The sequence below is a fragment of the Burkholderia cepacia genome, assembly GCF_001039005.1.
Lineage (GTDB): Bacteria > Pseudomonadota > Gammaproteobacteria > Burkholderiales > Burkholderiaceae > Burkholderia > Burkholderia theae.
Genome location: NZ_LDWR01000014.1, coordinates 248,497 through 274,874, shown reverse-complemented (window position 1 = coordinate 274,874; position 26,378 = coordinate 248,497). Strand labels below are relative to the sequence as shown.

The 26,378-nt window shown below is 66.6% G+C and carries 28 protein-coding genes; 16 read left to right on the top strand and 12 right to left on the bottom strand.

The genetic code is table 11. The features are described 5' to 3' along the window. Positions 1-222: 222 nt before the first annotated feature. The 6 genes from sctS to sctU form a co-directional block, all read right to left on the bottom strand. The gene (gene sctS, locus VL15_RS09180; protein ID WP_048245064.1) at positions 223-486 is read right to left on the bottom strand and encodes a type III secretion system export apparatus subunit SctS; all 264 of its coding nucleotides are present in this window, start codon (positions 484-486) and stop codon (positions 223-225) included. Positions 487-529: 43 nt separating this feature from the next. Beyond that, on the bottom strand, positions 530-1,183 hold the full coding sequence (sctR, locus tag VL15_RS09175; protein WP_048245063.1) for a type III secretion system export apparatus subunit SctR: 654 nt from the start codon (positions 1,181-1,183) through the stop codon (positions 530-532). Beyond that, a complete protein-coding gene (gene sctQ / locus VL15_RS09170) occupies positions 1,167-2,453 on the bottom strand; it encodes a type III secretion system cytoplasmic ring protein SctQ (protein ID WP_053077612.1) in 1,287 nt (428 codons plus the stop codon). The genes sctR and sctQ overlap by 17 nt, the downstream gene beginning before the upstream one ends. A 115-nt stretch (positions 2,454-2,568) precedes the next feature. Next, a complete protein-coding gene (sctP, locus tag VL15_RS09165; RefSeq protein ID WP_048245061.1) occupies positions 2,569-3,189 on the bottom strand; it encodes a type III secretion system protein SctP in 621 nt (206 codons plus the stop codon). Between the two features lie 6 nt (positions 3,190-3,195). Further along, a complete protein-coding gene (gene sctV, locus VL15_RS09160) occupies positions 3,196-5,313 on the bottom strand; it encodes a type III secretion system export apparatus subunit SctV (RefSeq protein ID WP_196319563.1) in 2,118 nt (705 codons plus the stop codon). A 23-nt stretch (positions 5,314-5,336) separates the two neighbouring features. Beyond that, complete coding sequence (gene sctU, locus VL15_RS09155) at positions 5,337-6,419, bottom strand: type III secretion system export apparatus subunit SctU (protein WP_048245059.1); 1,083 nt, start codon at positions 6,417-6,419, stop codon at positions 5,337-5,339. Positions 6,420-6,835: 416 nt separating this feature from the next. Between sctU and VL15_RS09150 the strand changes: the two genes are divergently transcribed. From VL15_RS09150 to VL15_RS09100, 11 genes are all read left to right on the top strand, one after another. Continuing rightward, entirely contained in the window at positions 6,836-7,429 is a 594-nt protein-coding gene (locus tag VL15_RS09150) for an HrpB1 family type III secretion system apparatus protein (RefSeq protein ID WP_048245057.1), read from the top strand. 47 nt (positions 7,430-7,476) lie between these two features. Next, positions 7,477-7,866 (top strand): hypothetical protein, encoded by a 390-nt coding sequence (locus tag VL15_RS09145; RefSeq protein WP_155420173.1) that lies wholly within the window; start codon positions 7,477-7,479, stop codon positions 7,864-7,866. A gap of 2 nt (positions 7,867-7,868) precedes the next feature. Next, positions 7,869-8,687: a type III secretion system inner membrane ring lipoprotein SctJ gene (gene sctJ, locus VL15_RS09140; protein ID WP_048245054.1), complete on the top strand. Its 819-nt coding sequence runs from the start codon at positions 7,869-7,871 to the stop codon at positions 8,685-8,687. Between the two features lie 85 nt (positions 8,688-8,772). Next, positions 8,773-9,585 carry a type III secretion protein HrpB4 gene (locus VL15_RS09135; RefSeq protein ID WP_196319562.1) on the top strand — a complete coding sequence of 271 codons (813 nt, stop codon included), beginning with the start codon at positions 8,773-8,775 and terminating at the stop codon, positions 9,583-9,585. Beyond that, positions 9,570-10,430: a type III secretion system stator protein SctL gene (sctL, locus tag VL15_RS09130; RefSeq protein ID WP_063778203.1), complete on the top strand. Its 861-nt coding sequence runs from the start codon at positions 9,570-9,572 to the stop codon at positions 10,428-10,430. Before VL15_RS09135 ends, sctL begins: the two co-directional genes overlap by 16 nt. Next, positions 10,421-11,875, top strand: coding sequence for a type III secretion system ATPase SctN (gene sctN, locus VL15_RS09125; protein WP_230684403.1), 1,455 nt, complete (start codon positions 10,421-10,423; stop codon positions 11,873-11,875). Before sctL ends, sctN begins: the two co-directional genes overlap by 10 nt. Then, positions 11,875-12,366, top strand: a complete 492-nt coding sequence (locus tag VL15_RS09120) for a hypothetical protein (RefSeq protein WP_048245050.1) — start codon at positions 11,875-11,877, stop codon at positions 12,364-12,366. Before sctN ends, VL15_RS09120 begins: the two co-directional genes overlap by 1 nt. A 2-nt stretch (positions 12,367-12,368) precedes the next feature. Then, on the top strand, positions 12,369-13,184 hold the full coding sequence (gene sctT / locus VL15_RS09115; RefSeq protein ID WP_048245048.1) for a type III secretion system export apparatus subunit SctT: 816 nt from the start codon (positions 12,369-12,371) through the stop codon (positions 13,182-13,184). 246 nt (positions 13,185-13,430) lie between these two features. After that, positions 13,431-14,891, top strand: a complete 1,461-nt coding sequence (locus tag VL15_RS09110) for a helix-turn-helix transcriptional regulator (protein ID WP_048245107.1) — start codon at positions 13,431-13,433, stop codon at positions 14,889-14,891. 79 nt (positions 14,892-14,970) lie between these two features. Then, on the top strand, positions 14,971-16,803 hold the full coding sequence (gene sctC, locus VL15_RS09105) for a type III secretion system outer membrane ring subunit SctC (RefSeq protein ID WP_080970770.1): 1,833 nt from the start codon (positions 14,971-14,973) through the stop codon (positions 16,801-16,803). Positions 16,804-16,947: 144 nt separating this feature from the next. Further along, a complete protein-coding gene (locus VL15_RS09100) occupies positions 16,948-17,943 on the top strand; it encodes a hypothetical protein (RefSeq protein WP_155420172.1) in 996 nt (331 codons plus the stop codon). 243 nt (positions 17,944-18,186) lie between these two features. On the opposite strand, the gene VL15_RS09095 is transcribed toward VL15_RS09100, so the two are convergent. From VL15_RS09095 to VL15_RS09075, 5 genes are all read right to left on the bottom strand, one after another. Continuing rightward, positions 18,187-19,215: an AraC family transcriptional regulator gene (locus VL15_RS09095; RefSeq protein ID WP_048245044.1), complete on the bottom strand. Its 1,029-nt coding sequence runs from the start codon at positions 19,213-19,215 to the stop codon at positions 18,187-18,189. A 66-nt stretch (positions 19,216-19,281) separates the two neighbouring features. Further along, entirely contained in the window at positions 19,282-20,112 is an 831-nt protein-coding gene (locus tag VL15_RS09090) for an oxidoreductase (protein WP_048245042.1), read from the bottom strand. Positions 20,113-20,355: 243 nt separating this feature from the next. Beyond that, the gene (locus VL15_RS09085; RefSeq protein ID WP_053077611.1) at positions 20,356-21,141 is read right to left on the bottom strand and encodes a response regulator transcription factor; all 786 of its coding nucleotides are present in this window, start codon (positions 21,139-21,141) and stop codon (positions 20,356-20,358) included. Positions 21,142-21,539: 398 nt separating this feature from the next. Next, on the bottom strand, positions 21,540-22,235 hold the full coding sequence (locus VL15_RS09080; RefSeq protein ID WP_048245040.1) for a DUF3455 domain-containing protein: 696 nt from the start codon (positions 22,233-22,235) through the stop codon (positions 21,540-21,542). A gap of 20 nt (positions 22,236-22,255) precedes the next feature. Further along, the gene (locus VL15_RS09075) at positions 22,256-22,705 is read right to left on the bottom strand and encodes an HrpB1 family type III secretion system apparatus protein (RefSeq protein WP_048245038.1); all 450 of its coding nucleotides are present in this window, start codon (positions 22,703-22,705) and stop codon (positions 22,256-22,258) included. A gap of 363 nt (positions 22,706-23,068) precedes the next feature. On the opposite strand from VL15_RS09075, the gene VL15_RS39065 reads away from it, so the two are divergent. The 4 genes from VL15_RS39065 to VL15_RS09060 all read left to right on the top strand — a co-directional run bounded on the left by VL15_RS39065 (position 23,069) and on the right by VL15_RS09060 (position 24,991). Beyond that, on the top strand, positions 23,069-23,764 hold the full coding sequence (locus VL15_RS39065; RefSeq protein ID WP_155420171.1) for a hypothetical protein: 696 nt from the start codon (positions 23,069-23,071) through the stop codon (positions 23,762-23,764). Between the two features lie 232 nt (positions 23,765-23,996). Continuing rightward, entirely contained in the window at positions 23,997-24,158 is a 162-nt protein-coding gene (locus tag VL15_RS41850; RefSeq protein ID WP_155420170.1) for a hypothetical protein, read from the top strand. A gap of 33 nt (positions 24,159-24,191) precedes the next feature. Then, a complete protein-coding gene (locus VL15_RS09065; RefSeq protein WP_048245036.1) occupies positions 24,192-24,572 on the top strand; it encodes an HrpB1 family type III secretion system apparatus protein in 381 nt (126 codons plus the stop codon). Continuing rightward, the gene (locus tag VL15_RS09060) at positions 24,569-24,991 is read left to right on the top strand and encodes a hypothetical protein (RefSeq protein ID WP_048245035.1); all 423 of its coding nucleotides are present in this window, start codon (positions 24,569-24,571) and stop codon (positions 24,989-24,991) included. The genes VL15_RS09065 and VL15_RS09060 overlap by 4 nt, the downstream gene beginning before the upstream one ends. Positions 24,992-25,046: 55 nt before the next feature. Here VL15_RS09060 and VL15_RS09055 read toward each other — a convergent pair whose 3' ends face one another. Then, positions 25,047-25,733, bottom strand: a complete 687-nt coding sequence (locus tag VL15_RS09055; protein WP_230684396.1) for a hypothetical protein — start codon at positions 25,731-25,733, stop codon at positions 25,047-25,049. 105 nt (positions 25,734-25,838) lie between these two features. Between VL15_RS09055 and VL15_RS42650 the strand changes: the two genes are divergently transcribed. Further along, a complete protein-coding gene (locus VL15_RS42650) occupies positions 25,839-26,132 on the top strand; it encodes a hypothetical protein (RefSeq protein ID WP_196319564.1) in 294 nt (97 codons plus the stop codon). Positions 26,133-26,378: the final 246 nt, after the last annotated feature.

Here is a 26,378-nt window from a genome sequence, read left to right as displayed (position 1 = left end):
AGCTTCGCGCTCGCCCGGTGCGCATGGGTAAAGGTCGTGCGGCCGCGATACAACGCGGCCTGATGGGTCGCACGTGTGTCGTCGCGCGTACGTTCGGCGCGTGCCTGCTCGGCTTGCGCGAGCCCGTCCTGGGCCGCGGCGTACGGATTGTGCGAGATCCGGCTCATCGGCCAAGCCCCCCGGGCCGGACGCGCGCAGCGGCGATCGTCGTGATGGGGGCGTTCATTGGGGCAACGCGGTGCGCATCATCTGGTTGGCGAAATGCAGCACCGCGGACGCCGCCAGCGGGGCCACGATGACGATCGTGATCACCACCGCCACCAGCTTCACGCCATGCGGCAAGGTCTGGTCCTGCATCGACGTGATCGCCTGCAGGAACGACACGGCGAGCCCGACCGCGGCCGCCACGATGACGACCGGCAGCGAGCAGTAGAGGCACAGCAGCATCCCCTGGGCGGTAGCGCCGATCAGCGCGTCGATTTCCATCGAGAGTCCCTGTGAACAGAGGTTCGGTATCGATTGCAGCGCACTACTTGTAGGTCAGCACGAGGCCGTGGATCAGCGTCGACCAGCCATCCATCACGACGAACAGCAGCAGCTTGAACGGAATCGCGACGTTGGTCGGCTGCACCTGGTTCAGCCCCATCGCCAGGAGCACGTTGGCGATGATCAGGTCGACCACGATGAAGGCGACATACAGCAGGAAGCCGATCTTGAAGGCCTCCGTCAGCTCGGTCAGCGTGAAGGCGGGCGCCAGCACGAACAGGTCCGTGTCCTTCAGTTCGCTCGCGACGTCCTTCGGCCAGACCATCGCCGCCGAGCGGACGAAGAAGCGCCGCTCGCGCTGGTGCGCATGGGCTTCGAGAAATTTGCGGAACGGCTCGCGCGCCGCGCTGAACGCCTGCATCACCGCCTGCGAACTGGATTCGCCGGCGACCGGATCGGTCGGCAGATTGCGCGACGCGGCGATGGCGACCGGCGCCAGCACGTACGCGGAAACCAGGATCGCGATGCCGTTGAGCACCATGTTCGGCGGCACCTGCTGCACGCCGAGCGCGTTGCGCAACAGGCCGAGCACCACCACGATCTTCATGTAGCAGGTGACGACCATCGCGACGAACGGCACGATCGTGATCGCGACGACGACGAGCAGCAGCCCGGTGAGATCACTGTACTGAACCATCGTCGTGTGCCATCCGCAGGATTCGAACGCCGAGACGGTCGGCCACCGCGATCAGCTCGCCCTGGCCGATCGTCTGCCCGTGCGCGACCAGCCTGATCCGCGCGTCGGTCACGCGCGTGTCGAGCTCGATCACATAACCCGGACGCAGCGACGACAGTTGCGCGAGCGGCAGTGCGACGCTGTCGAGCTCGAACTGCACGGGCAGGTCCAGTTCGCCGATGTCGACGGGCTCGTCGTGGAAATCGTCGGCGAGCGGTGGAGAGTCGTCGTCGGTGTGTTGCAGTTCGTCGGTCATGACGGGCTCCTCGATGATGACAAGCCGGCTGCCGTCGATGTCGACAGCGGCGCAAAGCCGGGTCAGCCCCGGCGTCCCCCAGGCGGCGCGCGCGCGAAACGCATCGCCCAGACCCAGTGCGGTCTCGATATGGGTCGGCATCGTGCGCAGCAGGACGTCGCCGGGGCGCAGCGCCTCGAGCGCGGTTATCGCGATGCGGCGCGCACCGATCGTGATGCGGCCCGGGATGCGCAGCGGCGGACGAAAGGTGTCGACGGCGCCGGGCTGCGCAGGCAGCGCGTCCTGCGCCGGGGCCGCGTGCGACCGGCTCGCCCGCAGCGACGACAGGCGCCGTTCGAGCAGCGCGAGGGTCGCCGGGCCGATCCGCAGCGTTGCATCGTGGCGGTATCCGTCGAACGTGACGGACACATCCGCGGCGAGTTGATCGTCGTTGACGTCGCGCGTGTCCGGCGTCCGGCCCGCGTGACGCTCCCGATGCCGCGCGGCCGTCGCGCTGCCGGTTCGCAGCACGTCCGCGACGCGCCACGTGCCGATGCCCGTTGCGAGCAGCACCTCCGTGAGCGGCGCCAGCAGCACGCTCGCGATCGATTGCCGCAACGCGTGCATGGCGCCGGTGCCGGCCGCCGCTCCAGCTCCGCGGGATTCGGGCGCGAGTATCTGCAACGCCGGATAGCGTGCCAGATCGACGTCGATCGACAGGCTCCCCGTGACATGCGCGAGGACGATCCGGCCCGGTTCGGCGGGATGCGCACCCGGATCGGCTGTCGATGCCGCGGGTTTCAGCTGCCATCCGGTGACGCCGCCGAGATGCGACACCAGCGCGTCGACACGCGCGTCGAACAGGATCCGGCTCGCTTGCGCGGCGGCGGGCGTCAGCCGCGGCAGGCCATGCGCCAGCGCATCGGCGGGCAACGCCGGCACGTCGGCGCCGTTCGCGACGAGGGCGGGCGGCCGCTGTGCCGCGCCGCCCGTCATGCCGTCATTTCGCGAAACTGTTTCGGTGAGCACGATAGCGATTGAGGGTTGTCCAGGCCGGTGTCGGGACGCTCGTCGGCAGGCATGCGGCAGACGATCCGAGCGTGACGTCGCGTCACTCGATGACGATCTCGATCTGCCGCGGTTCGCCCCATGCATCGAGGAGTCCGGTCAGTTCGCGATCCAGGAGGCGACTGTGCTGCCAGAGTAGCTGCCTGCTCGACGGATCCTGCGCATCGAAACGAAGCTGCAGACAGGCAGGCGAAAGCGACAGGTACAGCGTCGTGTCCGGCAATACCGCCGGGTCGAGCGGCAGGCTGACATCCCAGTTGCCCGATCGCGCGATCGAGCGGTTCGAGCAGAACTCGGCGATCTCGCGTGCGATGCGCGCGGTCAGCTCGATGAAGCGGTTCTGCTGCCGGTAGACGGCGCCGACGATCGGCGCGCTGGCCGCGCCGATCCGCTCGTCCAGCGCAGCGCCCGCGCGCGGGTGGCGCCGCGCGGTGCCGAACGGCACGTGGCCGCCGGTGTCGTCGCCTTCGGCGCCGAAATCCGGTGCGTCATACGCGTGCTGCCCGTCGCCATCGCCGTCGGATTCCGTGCCGGCCACGCGCGGCACGGCCCGCCGGCGCAGCAGCGCCGCGTAATCGAAGCGCCGCGCGCGGCGCGTGCCTGGCGGGTCGGCCGGCTCGGTGGCGGGCGCGATGATACGGGCGGGGCGGTGGATCCTGGACATCGCGATTTACAGCATCACCCGGCCCAGCGGTTGCAGATCGACATGCGAGCCCAGCTCCTGATACGAGTAGACCGGCAGCCAGCCGAGTTGCGATTCGATCATGCGCCTCACGTAGCGGCGGATATCCATCGACGTCACCAGCGCGATGCCCGCGCGCGGCACCGGACCGACGAAGGACTGGATGCTGTCGACCAGGAACTTCGCTTCTTCCGGCGGCAACGCCAGGTAGTTGCCGGTCGGCGTCTGCTTGATCGCCTGGCGAATATGCTGCTCGACCGGCATGTCGAACAGCACGGCTGGCAACTGCCGCGCGCCGTTGGCGGCGCGGTGCGCGAGGAAGCGCGACAGGTCGCCGCGCACGTATTCCGTGAGCATCAGCATGTCCTTTTCCTTCGGTCCCCACGCGATCAGGCTTTCCATGATGTTGCGCGCATTGCGGATCGACACCTGCTCCTCGAGCAGACGCCGCAGCACGTCCGCGATCCGTTGCGGCGGCAGCACCTTCTGCACCTCGGCGACGAGCCCCGGGTAGTCGCCGCCCATCTGGTCGAAGATGTATTGCACCTCCTGGACCCCGACGAACAACGCCGCGTGCTGCCGCAGCAACGCGACCGACGCATGCGCGATCAGCTGCTCCGCGCGCCACACGCGCGTCTTCGCGGGCACCGATTTTTCGTCGATCCAGTAGGTTTGCGGGCCATTCGCGACGAGCGGCATGCCGACGTCGCACTGCGCGATCATCGCGTTGGCGGCTTCGTTGTCCACGGTGCGCGCATCGCCGGGTTCCGGCGCGCTCGCGGCCGCCGCGCCGAGATCGGGCAGCACCACCTTGCCGGGCGGCAGCGCGAGCGACAGCTGCGGCACGTCGTGCATCAGGAATTCGCAGCTCGACGGCGGAACGCGGTCCGAGACCCAGATCGTGATGCCGGGGAACGGCAACCCGAGTTCTTCCTGCAGCAGCGCACGCTCGGCCTCGAACGCGCGGTCGAGCGCCGGCTGGTTGATGCGCACGACCAGATCGGCGGAAATGCGTACGCCCAGCGGCGCGGCGAACGCGGGTGCCTGCGGCAGGATCGCGGGCGAGCCGGTTTTCGCGCCGGCCCGCTGCATCGAGCCGAGCGGCTCGTCGGCGGACGCGCCGCGGGACGGCTTGCGCTGGCCGAGCCGATACGCGGCGAAGCCGAGCGCACCCGACAGCAGCAGGAACAGCGGCCACGGAAAACCCGGCACCGCGGCGAACGCCAGCAGCAGCAGCGACGCGAAGGCCAGCGCGCGCGCGCTGGCGCCGAGCTGCCGGCCGATCTCGGCGCCGAGCGACAGCGACTTGCCTTCGCGTTCGTCGGACACACGCGTGATCATCACGCCGGCCGCCACCGACAGCAGCAGCGAAGGAATCTGCGACACCATCGCGTCGCCGATCGACAGGATCGAGAAGCGGTTGGCCGCCTCGCCCGCGCTCATCCCGTGATACGCGACGCCGACCGCGAGGCCGGCCACGATGTTGACGACCGTGATGATCAGCCCGGCGACCGCATCGCCCTTGACGAACTTCATCGCGCCGTCCATGCCGCCGTGCAGCGCGCTCTCGAGCGCCAGCGTGGCGCGCTTGTGGCGCGCCTCGTCGGGCGTCAGGTTGTTCGCGCGTAGGTCGGCGTCGATGCTCATCTGCTTGCCGGGCAGTGCGTCGAGCGTGAACCGCGCGCCCACTTCGGCGACCCGCTCGGAGCCCTTCGCGATCACGATGAACTGCACGACCGTGATGATCACGAACACGACGATCCCGACGACCAGATTGCCGCCGACCACCAGTTGCCCGAAGCTGTCGATGATGTCGCCGGCCTCCGCGTGCAGCAGGATCGACTTGGTCGACGCGATGTTCAGCGACAGGCGATACAGCGTCGTGAACAGCAGCAGCGTCGGGAACGCGGACAGCGACACGATGCTCGGCACGTAGAGCGTGACCATCAGCAAGGTCACGCTGATCGCGAGATTGAGGCTCAGCAGGATGTCGATCAGCAGCGTGGGCAGCGGCAGGATCATCAGCGAGATCATCGCGACGATCAGCGCGAGCAACGCGATTTCTCCGCCGGCGGGCAGCTTCAGCGACTTGAACAGGGTGGCCATGGGACGTAACCGGGTTGCGTGGGTCAGAGCGCGTCGGCGCGGGCGCCCGCATCGGGCCGAGCGCGCGACGCGCCGAGCGATTCGACCCAGCGCAGGATTACCGCGACCGTCTCGAACAGCTCTTCGGGAATCGGCGCGCCCAGCTCGACCTGGTAGAGCGCACGCGCGACGGGCGGATTGCCGACGATCGGCACGTCGGCCAGTTGCGCCTCGCGGCGCAGGCGCGCGGCTTCCGCGTCGAAGCCTTTCGCGATGATCACGGGCAGCGGGTGTTCGTCGGGTGCATAGCGCAGCGCGACCGCATAGTGGGTCGGGTTGACGACCATCACGTTCGCCGCCCCGACTTTCGGCCGCGCCGGACCGTTCGACAGTTCGCGCGCGATCCGGCGGCGCTCGCCCTTGATGATCGGGTCGCCTTCGTCCTGCTTGTGCTGGCGCTTGACTTCGTCCTTGCTCATCTTCTTGCTGCGGATGAACAGCCAGTGCTGCAGCTTCACGTCCGCCGCGCCCATGATGACGAACACCAGCGCGGCCACGCCGAACAGCTTCAGCACGATCACGCCCAGCAGCCGCGACAGTTGCGGCAGCGGCTGGTAAAGGGAACCGGCCACCATCGGCATGACCGCGTCGATGGTGCGCCACATCACGAACGACACGATCAAACCCTTGACGATCATCTTCAGCAGATCGATCACCGTGCGCATCGAGAAGATCTTCTTGATCCCGGCCACCGGGCTGACCGCGTTGAGCTTGAACGCCACCGGCTTCATCGACACCTGGAAGCCGACCTGCGGCGCCAGCGCCACCACGACGGCGACGAGGGCCGCCGCGACCGGCACCAGCACGGCGCCCGCCAGCCGCGTGCCGATCTGCTGCAACGCCACCGCCAGCGTGACCATGTCGTGGCTGGCCGCGACGAAATCGAGCGCGATGTGCAGCGACGAGCGCGTCGCGTCGACGATCATGTCGCCGCACGCGAGCAGCACGATGACACCGGTCGCGAGCAGCGCGCCGTCGATGAGGTCGGTGCTTTTCGACACCTCGCCGTCGCGACGCGCGTCGCGCAGCTTCTTGTCGGTCGGCTTTTCGGTTTTCTCGTCGCTCATCGAAGGCCTGGGTCGGAAGGGCGGGCAAGCGCGACGACGTGGCGCCGGGCCGGCCCCGACGGCCGGGGCCGGATGCAGCCGCACCCGGCACGGGGATCCGCGGGCCGTCCGGGCACGCTGCATGTGTCGACGAACCTGCGCCGATCATAGGGCCGCGCGGGTCGGCCCGCCCGGCAGGCCCGAAGCACCGGCGGCGCAAACGAAGCGAGCGGCGGTTCCCGCCGGTTTTGCGCGGTCGTCGCGCGGGGCTTCGTTTGCGCACGGAAGGCTTCGCGTCGCGCGCCGGCCGCGCCGCGCCCCGTTGCTATGGTGGGATGTATCGCTGGTCGCGGTACGCGTGGCCGGATGTCACGAGGGCCGGCGCGCGATGCGCCTGCCGCAACGGCGATTGCCCGTATCCATGGAGAGTCAACGTCATGCTCAACAGCCAGCCTGCGCCGTCTGCGGCGACCGTGCCACCCGACTACCTGCAATGCAGTCACGACGTTGTGTGCGGCCTGATCGATACCGTCTCCGCCGCGCTGTTCGCCCGGTTTCCGAAGGCGGCCGGCGACACGCTCGATGTCGAGCTCGTGCTCGATGCGTTGCGCGTGTTCCGCCCGGCCGTCGCGGAGATCGGCATGCTCGACGGCGTGCTGCATATCGTCCACGGCCGCTGGAACGATGCCGCGCATGCGCTGAGGGCGCTGATCGACCTCGCGCCGGACTTCGTCTACGCGAAGGCGATGATGGCCTATTGCCTCGCGTCCAAGGGCGAGCCGGGCTGGCGCCAATGGGCGCATAGCGCGCTCGAATCGAATCCGAACCGCGAGGCACTCGAACTGGTGCGCGCGCTCGAGGCGCGCGAGGACCTGAACCACGCGGTGCGCGACTATCGCGGCGGCGAATTCACGATTCCGGAATCGTGCCGGCCGTTCGCGGGCGAGCCGCAGGACGAACCATCGCGCCGCGACGACGGCCCGGCCTCGTCGCCGGCTTCCGCCCCGCAGTTGAACTACCTGCGCGCGTGATCGACGCCGCATCGGCGGCATTGCACAGCACCGAACGAGGAGGGCGAATGAGCCACGCAGTCACAAGCCAGATGATCGACTCGGCATTGACCGATCTCACGAAGGGCGGCGATGCCGCCAACGCCGGGGCGGCAGAAAAATTCCAGGCGCTGATGAATCAGCCTCAACTGGTCCCGCCCGGCACGCATCAGGAAGGCGCGAATGGCGGCAGCGTGATCGCGCAAATGCTGACCACGCACGACGCGGCCGCGCAGCACGCGATGGATCGCATCACCGAGTTGTCGGCGCAGAGCGCCAACATGGATGTGAAGCAGGTGATCGCGCAATCGGCCGATGCCGCGATGGAGATGTACCGCGTGCAGTTCGACTTCCAGGCGAAGATGAGCGTCGTGTCGTCGTCGAGGTCGTCGGCCGAAACGCTGATGAAGAACCAGTAGCCATGACGCGCCGGCCTGGATGGAAGCGCGACGCGACGCGGCGGGCCGGCCTGGCCCTGATGCTGGCCGGTTGCGCGTTGCTGGCGTCGTGCAAGAAGGAGCTGTATGCGAACCTCAGCGAGCAGGACGTCAACGAGATGACGGTCGCGTTGCTGGAGCGCGGCGTGAGCGCCGACAAGGCGAGCCCGGACGGCGGCAAGACCTACGTGCTGCAGGTCGAAAGCGGCGACATGGTGCGTGCGATGCAGATTCTGCGGATGCGCGGCCTGCCGCACAGCAAGTTCGACGATCTCGGCAACCTGTTCAAGAAGGAAGGGCTGGTGTCCACGCCGACCGAGGAGCGCGTGCGCTTCATCTACGGCCTGTCGCAGGAACTGTCGGGCACGTTGTCGCATATCGACGGCGTCATGTTCGCGCGCGTGCAGATCGTGCTGCCGAACAACGATCCGCTGGCCCAGCAAGTGAAGCCTTCGTCGGCGGCCGTGTTCATCAAGTACCGGCCCGAATCCGATATCGATGCGCTCGTGCCGCAGATCAAGAACCTCGTCGTGCACAGCGTCGAAGGGCTTTCGTACGATCAGGTGAGCGTGACCGCGGTCGCGGCCGAACCGGTGGAAATCGCGGCCGCAGCGCCTGCGCAGCCGCATCCGCTGCGCTGGATCCTGGCGGGCGTTGGCGCGCTGCTGCTGGTGATCGGCGGCGCGGCGGCGGCCATGCGGCACCGCGTCCTGAAACAGCGGCTCAAGCCGGCCGCCGACGTGCTGGGTGACCGTATCGCGGGCCTCGCGTCGCTGCGCCGCAAGCGCGGCTCGCAGGCCTGAACGTGAAACGCGAGATGCCGGTCGATTCGCGCGATGGGCCGCGCCGGATCGTGACCCTGTCCTGTCGATGAATGCGATGACCGACATGTCCTATCGATTGGCCGCGGCCGCGCTGACGGCGTGGCAGCGCAACGCGCGGAGCGTGCTGCAGTGGGCGCATCCGTCGTGGCTGGCCTGCGCGCTCGGCATCGACGAGGCCGCGGCCGTCGCGCTGGCACGTGCGATGGCCGGGCAACGCGGTGCAGACACGCCGGTATACCCAGCGGCAGATGCCGGCGCCGACGCCGCCATCCGCCTGCGCGCGTGCCTGGACGCGTGCTCGCTGGCACTGCTTCGCTGCGTGGGGTTGCCGCTGCCCGACCTCCAGGCCGCCGCCGGTCCGGGCGCGCTGTGCGTCGACGCGTTGCCGCCGGAGGCCGGCTTGCGCGTGCTGCGCATTCGCGCGCTGCGCTTCCGGCGCGGCGAGATACGGCGGATCGTCGACAAGCGCATGCGCGCACGCGTCGCCGAATGGTCGGGGCTCCCGCTCGACCGGCTGATCGTCGAGCAGCCGGGCAAACGGCAGGCGATGCCGGACATCGAGCAGATGGCGGCGCGCACGCCGATTCCGCCGGTCACGGCAATCGATGGCGCAACGCTCGCGCTGGAAGGGCATGCACTGATCCGGCGCGACCTGGGCAACGCGCATTCGCCGTGCCCGCTGCTGCGTCTCGCGTTGCCGGTCGATGCGGACGACGCGGCCGGATACCGGCCGGCGTCGCGCCACGCGGCGCTCGCCTCGGGCTCGCCGCATCGCTGGGTCGACCGGATTCCGGCCGACCTCGACCGGCACGGCACCGACGCGCTGTTTGCCGAACTCCCCCATCTGTTGCCGGAGTACGCATGGTTATCTGGCTGAGCAAGCCGCGACAAGCCGATTCTTCCGCGGATGATCCGCGCCCGCGGTTCGGCGCGCATGGCGATATCCTGCCGCGCGAAGTGTTCGGGACGCTGGTCGACATCGAGACGGCCTACCGGCAGGCCGGGCAGGATGCCCGCGCCGAACTCGACGCCGCGCGCGAAGAGGCGCGGCGTATCGTCGCCGCCGGCCGTGCCGACGCGGACGCGTTGCTGGATGCTGCGCGCGCCGAGTTCGCATCGGCCGAGCAGCGCGGCTTCGAGGAAGGCAGCGCGCGCGGCGCCGCGGACTGGCTCGTCAACGTGGCGCAGGCGGGCAGCGACGCGCGGGCGGCGCAGGACCGGATGCGCGTGCGCATGGCCGAGATCGTCGCCGTCGCGGTCGAGCAGATCGTGCGCAGCGAAGGCACGAGCGCGTTGTTCGAGCGGGCGTTGTCGGCCGTCGACCGGATCGTCGAGGGTTCGACCTGCCTGCGGGTCGCGGTTCATCCGGACGATCTGGACGATGCGCGCGCCGCGTTCGACGGCCTCGCGAGCCGCTGGCGCGACCTCGGACGGCCGTTGCCGGTCACCGTGTCGGCAGACCGGCGGCTCGCGCGCGGCAGTTGCCTGTGCGAATCCGACGTCGGCCTGATCGACGCGAGCGTGTCGACGCAATTGCGGACGATGCGGGCGGCCATCGCGCGTGCGCTGAAGGAGTCGGTTCAGGAAGCCGGCGGTGCCGATGACGATCGGATGGCAGTGAATGACGACGATGACGACGACGTGCCGGCGGATCCGATCGATGCGGCTGCAACAACTGCAAGCGACGATGCGCAAGCGGAGGAGGCCGACACATGGCTTTGACCGATATGCCGGAGGGGCCGCCTGCGGACACCGCCGATGCGCCGCCGGCCGCGATCCCGGCGGCGCCGGCCGCCGGCAAACGCACTGCGCCCGTGCGCGACACGCGGCTGCGCGACCTGACCGACGCGATCGAACGCGAACTGCGCGCCAGCGTGCGCGTGCATCAAAGCGGCAAGATCACCGAAGTGATCGGCACGCTGATCAAGGTCGCGGGCCTCGACCTGCAGCTCGGCGAGCTGTGCGAGCTGCGTGCGCCGGACGGCACGCTGCTGCAGCACGGCGAAGTGATCGGCTTCACGCGCGACTATGCGCTCGTGTCGCCGTTCGCACGGCTGACGCAGGTCTCGCGCTCGACGCGCGTCGTCGGGCTCGGCCGGCCGCTGTCCGTGAAGGTCGGCGACCGGCTGCTCGGGCGCGTGATCGACAGTCTCGGCGAACCGATCGACGGCCTCGGCCCGCTCGGCATGGACGACGCGCAGGCGCGGCCGATCTTCGCGGATCCGCCGAGCCCGATGACGCGCCGCATGATCGAGGAAACCATGCCGACCGGCGTGCGCGTGATCGACGCGATGACGACCTTCGCGGAAGGTCAGCGGATCGGCATCTTCGCGCCGGCCGGTGTCGGCAAGAGCACCTTGCTCGGCATGCTCGCGCGCGGCGCGCAATGCGATATCAACGTGATCGCGCTGATCGGCGAACGCGGGCGCGAAGTGCGCGAGTTCGTCGAGCTGATTCTCGGCCCGCAGGGCATGGCGCGTTCGGTGGTAGTGTGCGCAACCTCCGACCGTTCTTCGATCGAGCGCGCGAAAGCCGCCTATGTCGCGACCGCGATTGCCGAGCACTTTCGCGACGAAGGCAAGCGTGTGTTGCTGATGATGGATTCGCTGACGCGTTTCGCGCGCGCCGGCCGCGAGATCGGCCTCGCGGCCGGCGAGCCACCGGCGCGACGCGGTTTTCCGCCGTCGATCTTCGCCGAGCTGCCGCGCCTGCTCGAACGCGCCGGCATGGGCGCCACCGGTTCGATCACCGCGCTCTACACGGTGCTCGCGGAAGACGAGTCGGGCAGCGACCCGATCGCGGAAGAGGTGCGCGGCGTGCTCGACGGTCATTTGATCCTGTCGCGCGAGATCGCGGCGAAGAACCGCTATCCGGCCATCGACGTGCTGGGCAGCCTGTCGCGCGTGATGCCGCAAGTCGTCTCGCCCGGCTATCTCGCGGCGTCGACCCGGCTGCGCGAATTGCTGGCCCGCTACCGAGACGTCGAGATGCTGCTGCAGGTCGGCGAATACCAGCCCGGTTCGAATCCGCTATCCGACGAAGCGATCGCGAAGATCGACGCGATCAATGCGTTCCTGTCGCAGCGGACCGATCACTATGCGGACCCCGCCGATACCGAGGCGATGATGATGGAGCTGGCGCAGGTCGGCGGCGGAGGCACGTTCTGATGCGCACGATCTCGCGCCGGATTACGGCGCTCAAGCGCGCGGGCGCGCGCCGCGAGCGAATGGAACCCGAGCTGCGCGGCGCACTCGACGCGCGGCGGCGCGAGCACGCGGAACTGCAGGCGCGCGTCGAACACACGACGGCCCGGCTCGCGGAACTCGACGCGATCGTCGCGCGCCAGCGTGCGCGCATCGCCGGCATGATGACCGGCGCGGAGCCGTTCGCGATCGACGATTTCGACGGCTGCCGTCGTTACCTCGAGGTGGTCGACGCGCAGGTGCTGGCCACGCGGTCAGAACTCGACTCGCAGCGCGACGCCGTGGCCGCGAAAGACCGGCAAGTGGCCGATGCGCGTCGCGCGATCGCGCAGAACCGCGGCCGCATCGACATGTGCCGCACGCGCACGACGCAGCTCGAACGGACGCTCGACCAGATCGCGCTCGACGCCGAGGACGAAGCGGCGGAAGAACTGGCGCTGGCGCGCCGCGGCTGAGCATGAACGATCAATTTCTGCAGGTCGGCCCGCAACTGGTTCAGGACCTGCTGGTGCTCGGCGTGTGCTCGATCCGGCTCCTCGTGATCCTGACGCTGTTCCCGCCGACCGCCGACGGTATCCTGCAGGGGCCGCTGCGCAACGGCGTCGCGCTGATCTTCAGCCTCTACATCGCGATCGCGCAACCGGTGGGTTTCGCCGGATCGCTGGCCGGCACCGGGCTGGTCGTGATCGCGCTGCGGGAAGCACTGATCGGCACCGTGCTGGGGTTTGCCGCCGCGACGGTGTTCTGGGTCGCGGAGAGCGCGGGCATCTATCTCGACAATCTCAGCGGCTACAACAACGCGCAGCTGACCAACCCGATGCGCTCGGAAAAATCGACGCCGTCGGGCACGTTGCTCAGCCAGGTCGCGATCGTCGCGTTCTGGTCGCTCGGCGGGATGGAGTTCCTGCTGCAGGCGTTGTACGAGTCGTACCGCTGGTGGCCGGTGGCCGCCCGGACGCCCATCGACATGAACTTCCTCGAGATGTTCGTGTTGCGTCAGACCGATACGCTGATGCAGATGATCGCCAAGCTCGCCGCGCCGATGGTGTTCGTGATGGTCCTGATCGACCTGGGCGCCAACCTGGCATCCAAGTCGGCGCAAAAGCTCGAGCTCAGCGCACTCAGCCAGCCGATCAAAGGCGCGATGGCCGTGCTGATCCTCGCGTTGTTCTGCGGAATTTTCGTCGATCAGATCCACGATCAGCTCGACTTGCGCCTGTTCGCCGGACAGATGCGCGAGCTCGCGCGCGGGCCGGGGGCGGCCGCGCATTGAATCGCGGCCGCTTGTGCTGAAGCTGCTGAAGCCGCGGAAACACGGCCGGATTTTCAACACTCCTCAAATCGGGGCGTGGCGTTAGGTTTGTTGAATGTTCAACATGTCGTCCTCGTCTACATTGCTCCCATAGCCTGGCACGCTGCTCGACACCCTGCATCAACGGGCGCGCAAGCGATACGCCGGCGGCGGGTGTCGGCAATCGTTTCATGTCGACGCTCCCGATCCATCACTATGGAGTCCGACATGTTTTCAAGCCTCTATTTCCCGCTCGTCTCGGTGCTGGCCTGTCACGATGCGCAACCCGACCATCTCGGCATGCTGCTCGACGGAAAGATCGCGGAGACGATGTCGTACACGAGCCGCTGCGCGGAGCAATGCGATCACGATGAAAGCAGCGCATCGGGCTGCATGCAGATTCAGGCCGACCTGCAAACCATGCTTGGTATCGACGAGGATGCGGAGGATTCGTACCGGGAAGCGCAGAAGATGATCCGCTCGTCCCGCCGCGACCTGCGCATCGCGTCGTGCCGGAACGCCGGCTGGCAGGCCTTTTTCCGTCATCGGTTCGGCACCGCGATGTCGTGCTTCATGTCCATCGTCGACGATCCGCGGCTCGAATCCCGCCAATCGATGGAAGGGCGCTTCGGCGCGCTGTGCGTGCTGCTCGAACTGGGGCAGTTGCATGAGGCCGAAGGGCTGCTCGGCGAACTCGAGGTCATGCTTGATGCGCAGGCCGGAGCGGGCGATGCCGCAATGCCGCAACTGCCGGTATGGCGCGAACTGATCGACACGTTGCGTTACGACCTGCGCGTGCAGAATGCGCTCCGCACCGCCGCACAGCTGGCCGATCACGTGTTCTGGCAGTCGGGCCTGACGGCGGGAAGGGCATCGCCCGTCGATGAGGCCGGACAGTTTGCATCGGCCGTCGCGCACGTGCGCTCGCCGCTGCTGCGCGGCCGGATCGACTATCTGGGCCACGTTCAGCGTCTCGCCGCCGGGCAGCGCGAAGCCGCGCAAGCCGCGGTCGCGCACCTGAACTGGGCGATGGCAAACGGCCTCTATGCGTATCAGTACGCGGTGCGGATCGAGATCGCGCTCGCCGGCTTGGCCGGCGGCGCGCCGCAGCTCGCGGAAACCATGCTGGCGCCGCTCGGCGCCGACCGGCGTGCCGCGCAAGGCCGCTGGAAACTCGAATCGCTGTACTGCCTCGCGAAAACACGGGCCGCGCAGGGCCGCGACGCCGACGCGGCGCAGCTGTACAGCCGTTATGCGCTCGTCGCGATGCAGTGCCTGCGGGACGCATCGGCGGCGCTCGCGCCGTTCGCCCATCGGGCGAAACGCGTGACCGAGCAGCTCGACGATGTCGGTGCACGGTTGCCGGCCAGGTATCGGCGTGCGTATCGCTACCTGATGGAAAACCTCGATCGCAGCGACCTGTCGGTGCGCGAGGTGGCGGCCGAGATCGGCGTGACCGAGCGTGCGTTGCAGAGCGCGTTCAAGAACAGCCTCGGGTCGACGCCGACCGAAATCATTCGCCAGAAGCGCATGGAGCGGATTCGCGCGGAACTCGAAAGCGGCACCACCCTGGGCGCGCCAAGCGTGCTGTTCGCCGCCGCGAGATGGGGCGTGCAGAGCCGCTCGACGCTGGTCAACGGCTACCGGCGCCAGTTCGACGAAGCGCCGTCGGACACGCTCAAGCGCTGAACCCGCCGAGTCCACCGAATCCGCCGCAGCGACGCACCGCGCGTTCGCCCGATCAATTTCCAGTCAGCCGGCAAACCACATGACAGTCATTTCGCGTCGCAATCCGTGGGGAAGGCGATTCGCCGCCAGCCTCAAACTGTGCCTGATCCTTTCCCTGGCCGTCGGCGATGGCGCGCGCCCCGCGCTGGCGGCCGACGTGCCGTTCCGGACCTCGGCCGTGCACATCGAGGTGGAGGGCAAGGACCTGAAAGACGTGCTGCGGGATTTCGCAGCCAGCCAGGGCGTCGTCGCGTCGGTGGCCGGCGACGTGCATGGCGCAGTGTCCGGCCGCTTCGACATGTCGCCGCGGCGCTTCCTCGATACGCTGTCGTCGACGTTCGGGTTCGTCTGGTTCTACGACGGCAGCGTGCTGTCGATCAGCAGCGCCGGCGACGTGACACGCCGGGTGATTCATCTCGACTTCGCCCGCACGAAGGAATTGCGCTCGACGCTCGCGCAGATGGGGCTGGAGAACAAGCGCTTCCCGATCGTCTACGATCCGTCGATGGGCGCGGCGCTGGTGACCGGCCCGAGCCAGTACGTGGCGCTGGTCGCCAACCTCGCGTCGCGCCTCGATCAGAACGCGAACCGGCGGGTCGGCACCGGAGTGCGCATTTTCCCGCTGAAACATGGCTGGGCGGCCGACCACGACGTGGTGATCGACGGCAAGACGGTGACGGTGCCGGGCGTCGCGCGCGTGCTGGCGGAGATGTATCACGCGGGCAAGGACGATGCGGACGGGAACCCGGGCCTCGGCGCGAGCACCATGACGCCCGGCATGGAACGCCAGACGCCGATGACCGATGCGTCCGGCGGCACCGGCGGCGGCTCGCCGTTCAACCCGGCCGGCGGCGGCGTCAATCCGCCGTTGCCCGCCTTCTTCGGTCGCGGCTCGGGCAGCGCGCCGCAGTTTGCCGCGCAGCCGCCGGCGCCGGCGCCGGGCCGCGGCGCGGACGGCGGCTACGCGAACGCCGGCGGCGGCACGGGCGCGGTGCCGTCGGGCGCCGGCATGCTGCCGGTGATCAAGGCCGATCCGCGTACGAACTCCGTGCTGATCCGCGACTTGCCGCAGCGCATCGGCCAGTATCAGTCGCTGATCGATCAGCTGGATGTGCGGCGGCGGCTGGTCGAGATCGAAGCGCACATCATCGAAATCGACGATTCGGCGCTGCGTCAGCTCGGCGTCGACTGGCGCGCGCACAACAGCCACATCGATATCCAGACCGGCACCGGCACGACGGCGGCCAACAGCTATTCGAACGGGCAGTTGAACCCCATCTTCAGCGGCACCGATTCGAAGGGCAGCACGATCCTCAACGCGACGCCGGCCGGCCTGTCGCTGACCGCCGTGCTCGGCGATGCGGGGCGCTACCTGATGGCGCGCGTCAATGCGCTCGAAGACAGCAATCTCGCGAAGATCGATGCCAGCCCGAAGGTGGCGACGCTCGACAACGTCGAAGCCGTGATGGACAACAAGAAGCGCTTTTATGTCCGCGTGCAGGGCTACACGTCGGGCGACCTGTACGCGATCTCGACCGGCACGTCGCTGCGCGTGCTGCCGATGGTCGTCGACGAAGACGGGCGGACCCAGATCAAGCTGCAGGTCCACGTCGAAGACGGCATGACGACCTCGGAGAAGGTCGACAACATTCCGGTCATCACGACCAGCACGATCAACACCGAGGCGGTCGTGTCGCAGGGGGAAAGCCTGCTGATCGCCGGTTATCGGGTAGACAACACGTCGAACGGGGAGAGCGGCATTCCGGTGCTGTCGAAGATCCCGCTGCTCGGCGGCCTGTTCCGCTATCGCGAGAACCAGCACAGCCACATGGAACGGTTGGTGCTGCTGTCGCCGCGGCTGATCGAATTCTGACGACCGGTGGATGTCGTGCGGCACGCGCGGCCGGGCAGCGGACATCCATGCGCAATTCGATCGACCGGATCGCATCGCGTTCGTTCGACCGTCCGTGACGAACGTATCTTCGGTCTACGAATCATTCAATTTTACGAGGACATCATGACACTCCCTGTCGGATCAAGACCGCCAAGCCCGATCGCCGGACCGCACGTTGAAGGGCAAGCGCCCGCGTCTCCCCATGCGCAGCAGCGCGGTTCCACGGAACTTCGCGCAACCGGGGGGCCGCTCGGCGGCTTGAGCACGCGGCCGGCGAGCCGCACGTCGCAAAGGCCGGATGCCGCAGGGTCACCGCAGGCCGAAAGCACCACGTCTTCCCCGGTCGATTCATTCAGCACGTTGCGGGACGAGATCGACTCCACTACCGACCTGGACAAACTGCATCGACTGACCGGGATGGTCGCATCGCGCGCGGACTCGCAAGCGATCCCGGCGTCGAGCGAGCACGCCCCGGAGACGCTCTTCCTCACGATTGGCGGGAAGATGTCCGAGGCGATGACGCGCATCGCGCCCGTCCAGGCGGAGGAACATACGGCTCAGCTCGCGCAATGCATCTCGGCGTTCAGCCGCATGCGCCCCCCGGCACTCGCGGCGGCGGGTGTGTATCACGCTTCCACCCTCATCAACGTCACGCTGCCGCGCGCAGCACAGCAAGCCGTGTTCGACCAATCGCTTGCCGCGGCCCGGACCCTCCCGGCGGGAAATCGGGCAAATATCCTGATCGCGCTGCAGACGGCCATCTTCCGCTCCCCCGAGCCCACCACGCCGGGCTCGCTTCGCGACGCACGAACGAATCTGTCCAGCATCGCGAACAGCACGCGCGGCATCCCGTCGGCGCAGCTCAAACCGATCGTCGAGGGGCTCGCCGCGGATCCGAAGCTCTTCTTGCTGGCGCTCAACGAAGGGAACTGGCAGTCCTCGTTCAACGCGATCGTCGACGCGTCGAACGGCCTAGCGTCAGGCGACCGGCAGGAAGTCCGCAAACGGCTGAGCGATTCGCTCGACACGATCGAGCAGAATATCGGCCCTGCGGGAATCAACGACGCCCGCGCGTATCTGAAAACGCTGGAGCCGGACGCCGCGCGCCACGACGCCTAGAGGCTCGGCCGGGATTCGAGAAAAATCCGTCATATCTCCGTCCAGATACGGCATGCGGTCGGCCGGTGTTCATCAATCACGCACGCCAGGTCGGGTTGCAGACGGGATCTCAGGATCGCTCGAGCGCAGTCTGCCCGCGGGTGTGGACTACCTCCTCGACCGACGGACTCTGCGCTGCCTTCAATAAGTCGACGGCACAGCGGGGGGCTCTGAGGCGCAAACTCGTCCGGAGATGCATGCACTTCAGATCGATTCGGCGGCAAAGCTCGGTGAGTTCAGTTCGCGCCACCGGTTTGGGGTGACGCCCTCCCAATCCCGGAACGCGCGATAGAACGAGCTCGTGTCCTGATAGCCCAGCAGGCAGGAAACTTCGTCGATGCCCGCTGCCGGGTCCGCGAGCAACCGTCGCCAGAGCTCCTGCCGCGCCTCGGCAAGCAGATCCCGAAATGTCGTGCCTTCATCGGTTATGCGGCGCTGAAGCGTCCGCTCACTCATCCCGAGGTCGCGCGCCACATCCGGCAGTTCCGGCCGGCCGCTTGCGAGACACCGCTTGAGCACAGCTTTCACCTGCTCACGAATCGAGCTGCGCGCTTCCAGTTCCCCAAGCGCTTCGGTAAGTGCGGGGGTCAGCATCTCGAGCAATTCAGGATTGTGGCCGGGAAACGGTCGGTCCAGATCGGACGACTTCAGCACGAGCGCATTGCGCGACGCGCCGTAGCGAATCGGGCAACCGAAATACTCGCGGTGGGACGCGTGCCGGGGCCCCGTGCGAACGAACTCCACGCGGCGCGGCGTCAGGCGTTGACCCGTGCCCCGCCTGCCGAGCTCGAGCAACATCGCGAACGTGACATCGGTCGCAATGGCGGGCTCAGGTTCGGTCGCGTATAGCCATTCAGCGGTGAGCGTGCAGTCGGCACCTTCCTCGGCGATATGCAATTGCTCCGGCGTGCACAGTCTCTTGAAGCGTGCGATCCGCTCGAGGCCGTCCCGATAGCCCCGTGCATGGAATGCAGCCAGGATGGAAGGGGGGTGCGTCGCAGTATCGCTTTGGGTCACGAGTGTGATGCCCAGGCTTGGTCCGGGCGCAAGCTGTTCGATCGCTTTCCATAGCGCGAAGTACTGCTCCGTGCTCACGAGTGCCTTCGGATTCAAGTGCAGCGTGGCGGGTAGCCGAGCCAGACGCAGTATCGCGGACGGCGGTACGCCGGCGTGCGCCAACGTGCGCCAGAACGCCTGCGGCACCTTGCACCGGTCTGCCATGACTGCACTCATCGTTGCCTCTGCCTGGAATAGCCCTGGCGTTCGCTCATGTCCGGCTTGTGAGGACGCGCACCCATCCTAGCGCATCTGGCTCATGATCACGCGGTCGAACAGGCGGTCGCCGAGCCAGGTGCGAATCAGTATCATCGGCTTCGCGTATTTACCGGCGACGTATCGCGTGCGCGGCTTTTTAGCACGCACTGCCTGCGATACCACGTTGGCGATGACGGCTGGGTCCGTGCCGCGTCCATTGTCATAGGCTTGCTGCGTGGCCTTCGCGACGGCCTGAGTCAGCTTCGCATAAGCGCCGCTTCCGGAGCGCGCAAGCAGGCCGCGTGAAACCACGTCGCCGAATCCTGTCTCGATCAGGCCCGGCTCCACGATCACGACGCGAATGCCGAATGGCGCGAGTTCGAGCCGCAGACAATCCGACCACCCCTCGAGCGCATGTTTCGTCGCGTGATACCACGCGCCCAGCAGCGTATAGATCTTGCCACCCATCGACGTGATGTTGACGATCGTGCCGCTTCCCTTTTCGCGCATGGCAGGAAGAAGCAATTGCGTGAGGCGGGCCGTGCCGAACACGTTGACTTCGAACTGGTATCGCGCTTCCTCGATTCCAACGTCCTCTACCGGCCCGTACAGCCCGAATCCGGCGTTGTTGACGAGCACGTCCACGCCCCCGGTTTCCTTGAGGATCGTATCGACAGCCGCCACGACTTCCGTTTCGCGGGAAAGATCCATGCGCAGCAGCCTCGCGCCGCGGCGCTCCAGGTCGATCATCTTGTCCACGTTCCGGGCGGCCACATAGACCTGGAAGCCATCGTGGATCAACTGTCGTGCGATTTCCTTGCCCATGCCCGAGGAGGCGCCTGTCACGAGGGCCGTCTTTTTGCTTCTATCAAACATCGTGGTCTCTCAGCGAGTTCTGACTAGGTCGAAAGTTACTCGCTACACGGCGCCGGCACACTAACCGAACGCGCCACGCGGGTTGCAATCCGCGCCATGCCAAGGGTAATGGGAGACGTAGACGAAAAGTAACCATTTACCCCAGTCGGCTTCCTCCGGCTTCGCATTCAATCTCTCGCATGTCCCTCCCGTAGCGGGTGCTTCTTTGGCCATTTCTTTTAGCGAATCCCGGCCGGACCTCGCCTAGGTGTTGCACGCGGCCTCGCTGTCGCTCGTCAGCAGCTTCGACTGCCCGGCCGCGGACGCGCGGAGCAGCCGCGCGTTGGCCGGCTCGCCAACTTGCGCCATCACCCGCTCGACCACGCGCTCGATCCGATAGCCGTGCGCGTACATCGTGCGCAGCACGATGCCGCACGCGCCGTCGAGCAGCAGCTTCTTGCGCAGCTTGTAGATGTGCTGCTCGAGCGTGCGTCCGACGATTTCCTCGGAACTGCCCCACACGGTCGCGGCGATCGCGCGCCGCGTCACGTAGTTGCCCTGCTGCGAGAACAGCACCCACGCAATCGCGAATTCGCGGGTGGTCAGGCGTACCACCTTGCCGTTCATTTCCACGCTGCCGTTGCGGCGGCTCAACCGGTAGATGCCCATGCCGATTTCGTCGTCGGTCGGCTGCGGCTTGCCGGATTCGGCGGGATTGCCGGTGAAGCGATGCACCGCGAGCAGGAAGCGCAGGCGCAGCTCGCGCGGATCGACTGGCTTCAGCACGATATCGTCGGCGCCCGCGCTCAACGCGGCGATCGCCCGGTCGTGCGCGAGAAATTCGCCGATCGCGATCAGCGGCGCGCGCCGGTCGCCATAACACGCGCGCCGGGCCAGCACCGGGTGGGACGCATCCATGCCCGCGGAAGCGTCGAATACGATCGCGCTGAATTCTTCCCGATGCAGCGCGCGCGCCAGATCGATGTCCTCGCTATAGCGCGTGCAGATAACGCCATCGCCGACCAGACAGCTTTGAATCAGATGAAACAACGCCGAATCGTGGGTAAAGATTGCCAGTTTCAATGGGCACCTCGCGAAGACATCGCTCTTTTACTTGGACGCTCGGGAGGACACGACAGCGCCTGTCCCGGCCCACGAAAGGTAGGGGGAGGCCCTCGCTAGATCCGTAACATTTTGTTAAATAACGCAAAAAATGACATGACGCGGCCTGGAACCTGTCACGCTGAGGAAAAAATATTGGAACAATTGCGAGGAATTGAGCGACGTTAAGCGAATATTCAATCAATTTTTCATCGCTCAATATTTGGTCAATTGCTCATCTTAAGAGCAAAATGTCTAACAGATCGCCTGCGCCAGCCTTGTGGCGCAAGGGCTTTCGCGAAATATTACAAGCCGTAAAGTATCAACTGACTTTGATTGAGTATTGGTCAGTTGTTTGGAATCGGTACCGTGCCGTTTGCCGGATGAACCGGAGCGTGCCACGGCGCCGGCATTGCGCCGCCGCGGCCGGTTTGCGTCGCCGCATTCGCTGCGCTGCCGGCGCGCGCGCTGTAAATCAGATAGGTCGCGCCATACGGCACCAGCAGCGTGCTGCCTTCGCGATCGCACAGCGGATCCGGCGGCAGGCCGCCACGGGTGGCGACCTGCTGGATCATCGACGTGCGCGCGAAGCGTCCGCCGCGCATCACGCTGCCCGGACGACGACGCGCGACGAAGCGCGCCCAGACCGGCGTGCCGGCCGTGACCTGCGCGACTGCATCGGCGCGCACGACGACGTAGCTGCTGTCGTAGGCCGTGAAATAGCCGCCCGGCGCGACGGTGCCGACGCTCTGGCGCTGCGGGTCGACGAGCGTCGCGAGATCGCCTTCGCGGGCCCACAAACGCACCTCGCCGTCATGGCGGCATTCGTAAACGGTCTGGCCGCGCGCGGTCAGCACCTGGTCGAGGTGCTGGGCCGGGCCGGCCCGCAGCATCGCGGGCAAGTCGTCATCGGCCGGCACGACATGGGGCGCGGCACAGGCCGCGAGGGCGGCCAGCGTCATCGCCGACGCCAGCGTGCGCGCCGCGCGCGTCGCGTGCGATGCGCAGCACACGATGAAGCCGGAGGAGGGGCTCGGGAACATGCGGATCGTGCCGGCTCGAATCAGGCCGCTTGCACGCGGTTCGAACTCAGCGCTTCCGCGACGCGGGCATGCGCGTCGGCGCTGCGGTAGCCCACCTGCTGATTGTCGCTGGCCGCCGCGAGAAAGCGGTCGACGATCGCGATCGCGGTCGGGTGGCCGTTCGCGAGCACCGCTCGCGCGCAACGCTGCCAATCGATATCGCTCTGCATGTACAGGCACCAGCTCTGCAGTGCCCAACTGATCGGCCCGCCGTCGCCGCGTTCGTCGATCTGCCGTAGCACCTGCGACGCGGCAAGCCAGTTCGACGAGCCGATCTCGAGCCGCGCTTCGCAGATGTCGCCGGTCGTGCCGTGCGGGTGCAGCACGCGCAACGCCGGCAGCATGTCCTCGAGCTCGGCACGCGAGCCGCAACGCACGCCCCAGGAAAACATCGTCAGCAGGATATTCGACACGACTTGTGGGTTCGACATGGTGTTGGCTCCGAAGACGTAGTAAGCGTCGCGACCGGATCAGGCGGACGAACGGGTCGCGTCGATGCGCCGATGACGCAGCCATGGCGGCATCGAGATTGTCCGCGACGTGATGGTCGTGCATGCCCGTGCGCACGAAGCGTTGAATGGGGCGACGAATCGTGCGCGGCAACGAACGGGCGCGCCGCGCACACCGCTATCCGCATCGCGCGGTGATCGACGGGTTCGGTTCGCATGACGCGGCTTCGCATCGGTCGCCGGGTTCGCGCGTGCGTGCCCCTAGTCTGACGGTGAATCGGGCCGCCCACGGACGGTGCGTCCGGTTCTTCTGGCGATCCACAATTTTTCAGCGGGAGCAAATACATGAACGACATCACGTCAGGTTGCCTGAGCGCAATCTTCGGCAGTTCGTCGAATATGTCGCCGCAAGGTCTTTCCGGTGGCGGAATCATGGGTGGTCTTGGCATCTTGCAGAAGCTGAAGCAAGACGTCGAGAAACTGATTGCCGACATGCTGGGGATGGGCGGCGGTGCCGACGGCGGCAACGGCGGCGCGGGCGACGGCATGGGCGGTGGTTACGGGAACGGCATGCCGATGGGGGGTAATGGCATGCCGATGGGCGGTAACGGGATGCCGATGGGCGGCAACGGGATGCCGATGGGCGGCAACGGCATGAACGGCGACGGCATTCAGAGCGGTGGCGGTTATGGCAACGGGATGCCCGGCGATGGTTTCGGGCAAGGCCAGGGCCAGGGGCTGCGTGACGTCAAGTTCAACTCGCCGGCCGGCGGAGACGCACTGCACCTGAAGATGGACCAGAACGGCAATCTGTTCAACGGCAGCGGCAATTCCGTCGGGCGATACGATCAGCAGACCGGCCAGCTTTCGTTCAACGCCGGCGCGAGCGATGAGATCAAGCGGCTCATGACGGGCGGCCGCGATGTTCTCGGCGTCGACAGCAAACTCGCCCCGCAGGAAGGCCCCGGCGGCAACGCGGTCTTCTCGGCATCGCAGTTCACCATGAGCGTCGGCGACCTGAATCAGAAAGCCGATTTCTGAATGGGTGTCCGGCTGCGCAGGCCGGGCGGCAGGTGCCGGAACGCCACGGCGCCGAACCGTTTCCGCCGGCTGCGGACAACGCACTCGCTCACATTCGCTTTGCGGCACGTCGGTTCGGTTCGCGGGCGCCGGGCATGTCACCGCGCGCTAGTCTTTTCATTGCGATCTGGAGTAGCGAAGGTCAACCAGAGTTCGCATCAATCGAGTCTCACACTGGAATCAGGAGAATCAAATGGGTGCAATTGCAGAAGTCGGGGCGAAAGTCCTTGGAGAGATCACCGGAGGTGGCAAGGAGGCCGCCAGCTCGTCACCGGTCGACGGCCTGATGCAGGACTTGCTGGGGTCGGGCCTGAAAACCCTGGAGACCCCGCCGTCCGCCAGCAGAGATTCGTAATCCTGTCCGATTCACTACTCGGAAAGAACGCTCATGCAACCTGACGACGATGATGATGTTGCCCAGTTGGGACGCGCGGTGATCGATAGCATCATGGGGGATCGTTTCGACGAAGCCGAGGCGTTGCTGGAACGGCTTTGCGTCGCGCGTCCCGCCGCGCGATCCCTGTTGATATTTCCCGTGGCGATCGCCATCCGGCGGGGACGCCCGCAGGATGCGCTGCATCTGGTCAACGGGTTGCATGAGGACGAGCGCCCGGACCTGAAGGCGCTCTGCCTGCACGCGCTCGGCGATCCGTTATGGCACAGCTATGCGGTCGAACATCAGGACAGCCCCGACCCCGACATCAGCAAGGCCATGCGCGGCTTGCTCGGCATCGAGCGGCAAGCCCACGGCTTCGAACCGGCGCGATGAAGCGATACCGCCTGGCAGACCGCGCGGATCTGGCGGTCTTCTACGAGGCCGATGCGTCGTACTTTCGTGCCGGCAGAGCTGACATGCTGCAGGTCGTCAGCCAGGAAGTGTTCATCGCTCATTACAGCGGGTGCCCGTCCATCGGTTTCGTATGCGACGGCCACGCGATCGGCGGCATGATTCTCGATCGAGGTCACGCTCACCTGGCCGTGCTGCCCGCGTACCACGGGAGGTGGGCCATTCTGTGGAAGCCCGCGCTCGAATGGCTGTTCCGCATGACGCCGGAGGCATTGGGGGTCGTGGAAGCCAACAATCTCGTCTGCCTTGAATTCATGAAGCGTAACGGCTGGACCGGCGTGCCCACCGGCGACGGGAAGATCGTCTTTCGCATTACGCCGCGCGCACTGCGGCGCGAATGATTGGCGAGGTTTATCGCTTCAAGGTGCTGAACAGTGCGCGCGTGCCGACACGTTGTCAGATGTTGTCGAGCACGCCGAAGACCTTGTCCGCCGTCTGCTTCGCATCCTTGCCGAGGTTGCTGTTCTCGATCGCCGTCTTGGCCTCCGACGTACCCACATCCTTGATGACCGTGAGGATCGCGGATACCGGATTGATGCGGCCTTTCGTGATGATGTCGATGAGGCTCTTGCCGATGCCCTTGAAGAACGCGCCGATATACTTGCCGGCCTGCTCGAACCCCCACTGCAGATTGTCCTTGTTGGTGCCGTCGAGGTTCACGTGGGAATCGTTCGTCTCGTCGAGCTTGTGTCCCGTCTGCTCGAGGTGCGCCCAGCCGCCTCCCGGATGTCCGCCGCCACCGACCACGTCCTGCAGCAGCCCGGCTTCCGTACCGTGACGCGCGTCGCCGTCTTTCGTGAAGCCGTCGATCTTGCCGTTGCCGACCTGCGATGCATCGCGCGCGTCGCCGTTCCTGTTCGCCGAGCTCTTGATGTTGGTGAGCAACGCGGCCGCCTTGAACGCCTGATCGGGATCGTTGTACATGTTGCCGCCAACGAATTTGTTCAGGTTGTCCTTGACGCCGCTCTGATTGCCGAGGTTCTTCAGCAGCGGGTTGTCGTCGATGATCTGCTGGGCCGTCCGGTTGTCACCGGGCGGACGCTTCGTCTGATCGTTCGGCACCTGGGTTGCGAATGGCGCCATCGTCGGGTCCGGAGACGCAGCACACCGCGTCTGGTTTCCGGCAGGCGCGGGGGGGCCGTCCGATTTCGTCGTGTCGGTGGAAGACTGTGTCCGCGTGAAGTTCGTGTGAAAACCGAGCGGCATCGGCGACACCTGCGCCGGCTGGTACTGACCCGCCGGACCTTGAGCCTGCGATCCGCCGAACTCCGTGGCGAGCAGTCCCTCTATGTCCTGCAGGATTCCCTTGAGAACGGACGCAAGATCATTGGATTGACCGGATTGGCCGCCATGAATCAATGCGCCCATCGAAACCGAATCGGGATACTGGATCGAAATCATCACGCCTCCATGACCGAACGCCCCGCATTGACCGCGGGCATGCGTATCGGGTCAATGGACATTCCAATGCTCAAAGACTAGATGGAGACGAGCCGTGCCGCGCGCATCATGCGAAAAACCGTGCGGAAGTCCGAAGTTCCGGCTGTGTAATGCTTACCGATAATAAAATAGGTTTCCTGATTATTACTATCAGGTCGTATTCATTATCTGGCGTCACGGCAGTTTCATGTCCCGTCGCGATAGTGGCTGCATCCCACTACATGATTGTTCCTGCGAGATGTCGACTCCCGCGCTCAACCTATCGACCGGCACGCTGCAAGCACGGGC

Bases quoted from the DNA above. Each gene is read 5' to 3' on its own strand.
- sctS (WP_048245064.1), bottom strand. From the start codon at position 486: ATGGAAATCGACGCGCTGATCGGCGCTACCGCCCAGGGGATGCTGCTG.
- sctR (WP_048245063.1), bottom strand. From the start codon at position 1,183: ATGGTTCAGTACAGTGATCTCACCGGGCTGCTGCTCGTCGTCGTCGCG.
- sctQ (WP_053077612.1), bottom strand. From the start codon at position 2,453: ATGACGGGCGGCGCGGCACAGCGGCCGCCCGCCCTCGTCGCGAACGGC.
- sctP (WP_048245061.1), bottom strand. From the start codon at position 3,189: ATGTCCAGGATCCACCGCCCCGCCCGTATCATCGCGCCCGCCACCGAG.
- sctV (WP_196319563.1), bottom strand. From the start codon at position 5,313: ATGGCCACCCTGTTCAAGTCGCTGAAGCTGCCCGCCGGCGGAGAAATC.
- sctU (WP_048245059.1), bottom strand. From the start codon at position 6,419: ATGAGCGACGAGAAAACCGAAAAGCCGACCGACAAGAAGCTGCGCGAC.
- VL15_RS09150 (WP_048245057.1), top strand. From the start codon at position 6,836: ATGCTCAACAGCCAGCCTGCGCCGTCTGCGGCGACCGTGCCACCCGAC.
- VL15_RS09145 (WP_155420173.1), top strand. From the start codon at position 7,477: ATGAGCCACGCAGTCACAAGCCAGATGATCGACTCGGCATTGACCGAT.
- sctJ (WP_048245054.1), top strand. From the start codon at position 7,869: ATGACGCGCCGGCCTGGATGGAAGCGCGACGCGACGCGGCGGGCCGGC.
- VL15_RS09135 (WP_196319562.1), top strand. From the start codon at position 8,773: ATGTCCTATCGATTGGCCGCGGCCGCGCTGACGGCGTGGCAGCGCAAC.
- sctL (WP_063778203.1), top strand. From the start codon at position 9,570: ATGGTTATCTGGCTGAGCAAGCCGCGACAAGCCGATTCTTCCGCGGAT.
- sctN (WP_230684403.1), top strand. From the start codon at position 10,421: ATGGCTTTGACCGATATGCCGGAGGGGCCGCCTGCGGACACCGCCGAT.
- VL15_RS09120 (WP_048245050.1), top strand. From the start codon at position 11,875: ATGCGCACGATCTCGCGCCGGATTACGGCGCTCAAGCGCGCGGGCGCG.
- sctT (WP_048245048.1), top strand. From the start codon at position 12,369: ATGAACGATCAATTTCTGCAGGTCGGCCCGCAACTGGTTCAGGACCTG.
- VL15_RS09110 (WP_048245107.1), top strand. From the start codon at position 13,431: ATGTTTTCAAGCCTCTATTTCCCGCTCGTCTCGGTGCTGGCCTGTCAC.
- sctC (WP_080970770.1), top strand. From the start codon at position 14,971: ATGACAGTCATTTCGCGTCGCAATCCGTGGGGAAGGCGATTCGCCGCC.
- VL15_RS09100 (WP_155420172.1), top strand. From the start codon at position 16,948: ATGACACTCCCTGTCGGATCAAGACCGCCAAGCCCGATCGCCGGACCG.
- VL15_RS09095 (WP_048245044.1), bottom strand. From the start codon at position 19,215: ATGAGTGCAGTCATGGCAGACCGGTGCAAGGTGCCGCAGGCGTTCTGG.
- VL15_RS09090 (WP_048245042.1), bottom strand. From the start codon at position 20,112: ATGTTTGATAGAAGCAAAAAGACGGCCCTCGTGACAGGCGCCTCCTCG.
- VL15_RS09080 (WP_048245040.1), bottom strand. From the start codon at position 22,235: ATGTTCCCGAGCCCCTCCTCCGGCTTCATCGTGTGCTGCGCATCGCAC.
- VL15_RS09075 (WP_048245038.1), bottom strand. From the start codon at position 22,705: ATGTCGAACCCACAAGTCGTGTCGAATATCCTGCTGACGATGTTTTCC.
- VL15_RS39065 (WP_155420171.1), top strand. From the start codon at position 23,069: ATGAACGACATCACGTCAGGTTGCCTGAGCGCAATCTTCGGCAGTTCG.
- VL15_RS41850 (WP_155420170.1), top strand. From the start codon at position 23,997: ATGGGTGCAATTGCAGAAGTCGGGGCGAAAGTCCTTGGAGAGATCACC.
- VL15_RS09065 (WP_048245036.1), top strand. From the start codon at position 24,192: ATGCAACCTGACGACGATGATGATGTTGCCCAGTTGGGACGCGCGGTG.
- VL15_RS09060 (WP_048245035.1), top strand. From the start codon at position 24,569: ATGAAGCGATACCGCCTGGCAGACCGCGCGGATCTGGCGGTCTTCTAC.
- VL15_RS09055 (WP_230684396.1), bottom strand. From the start codon at position 25,733: ATGGCGCCATTCGCAACCCAGGTGCCGAACGATCAGACGAAGCGTCCG.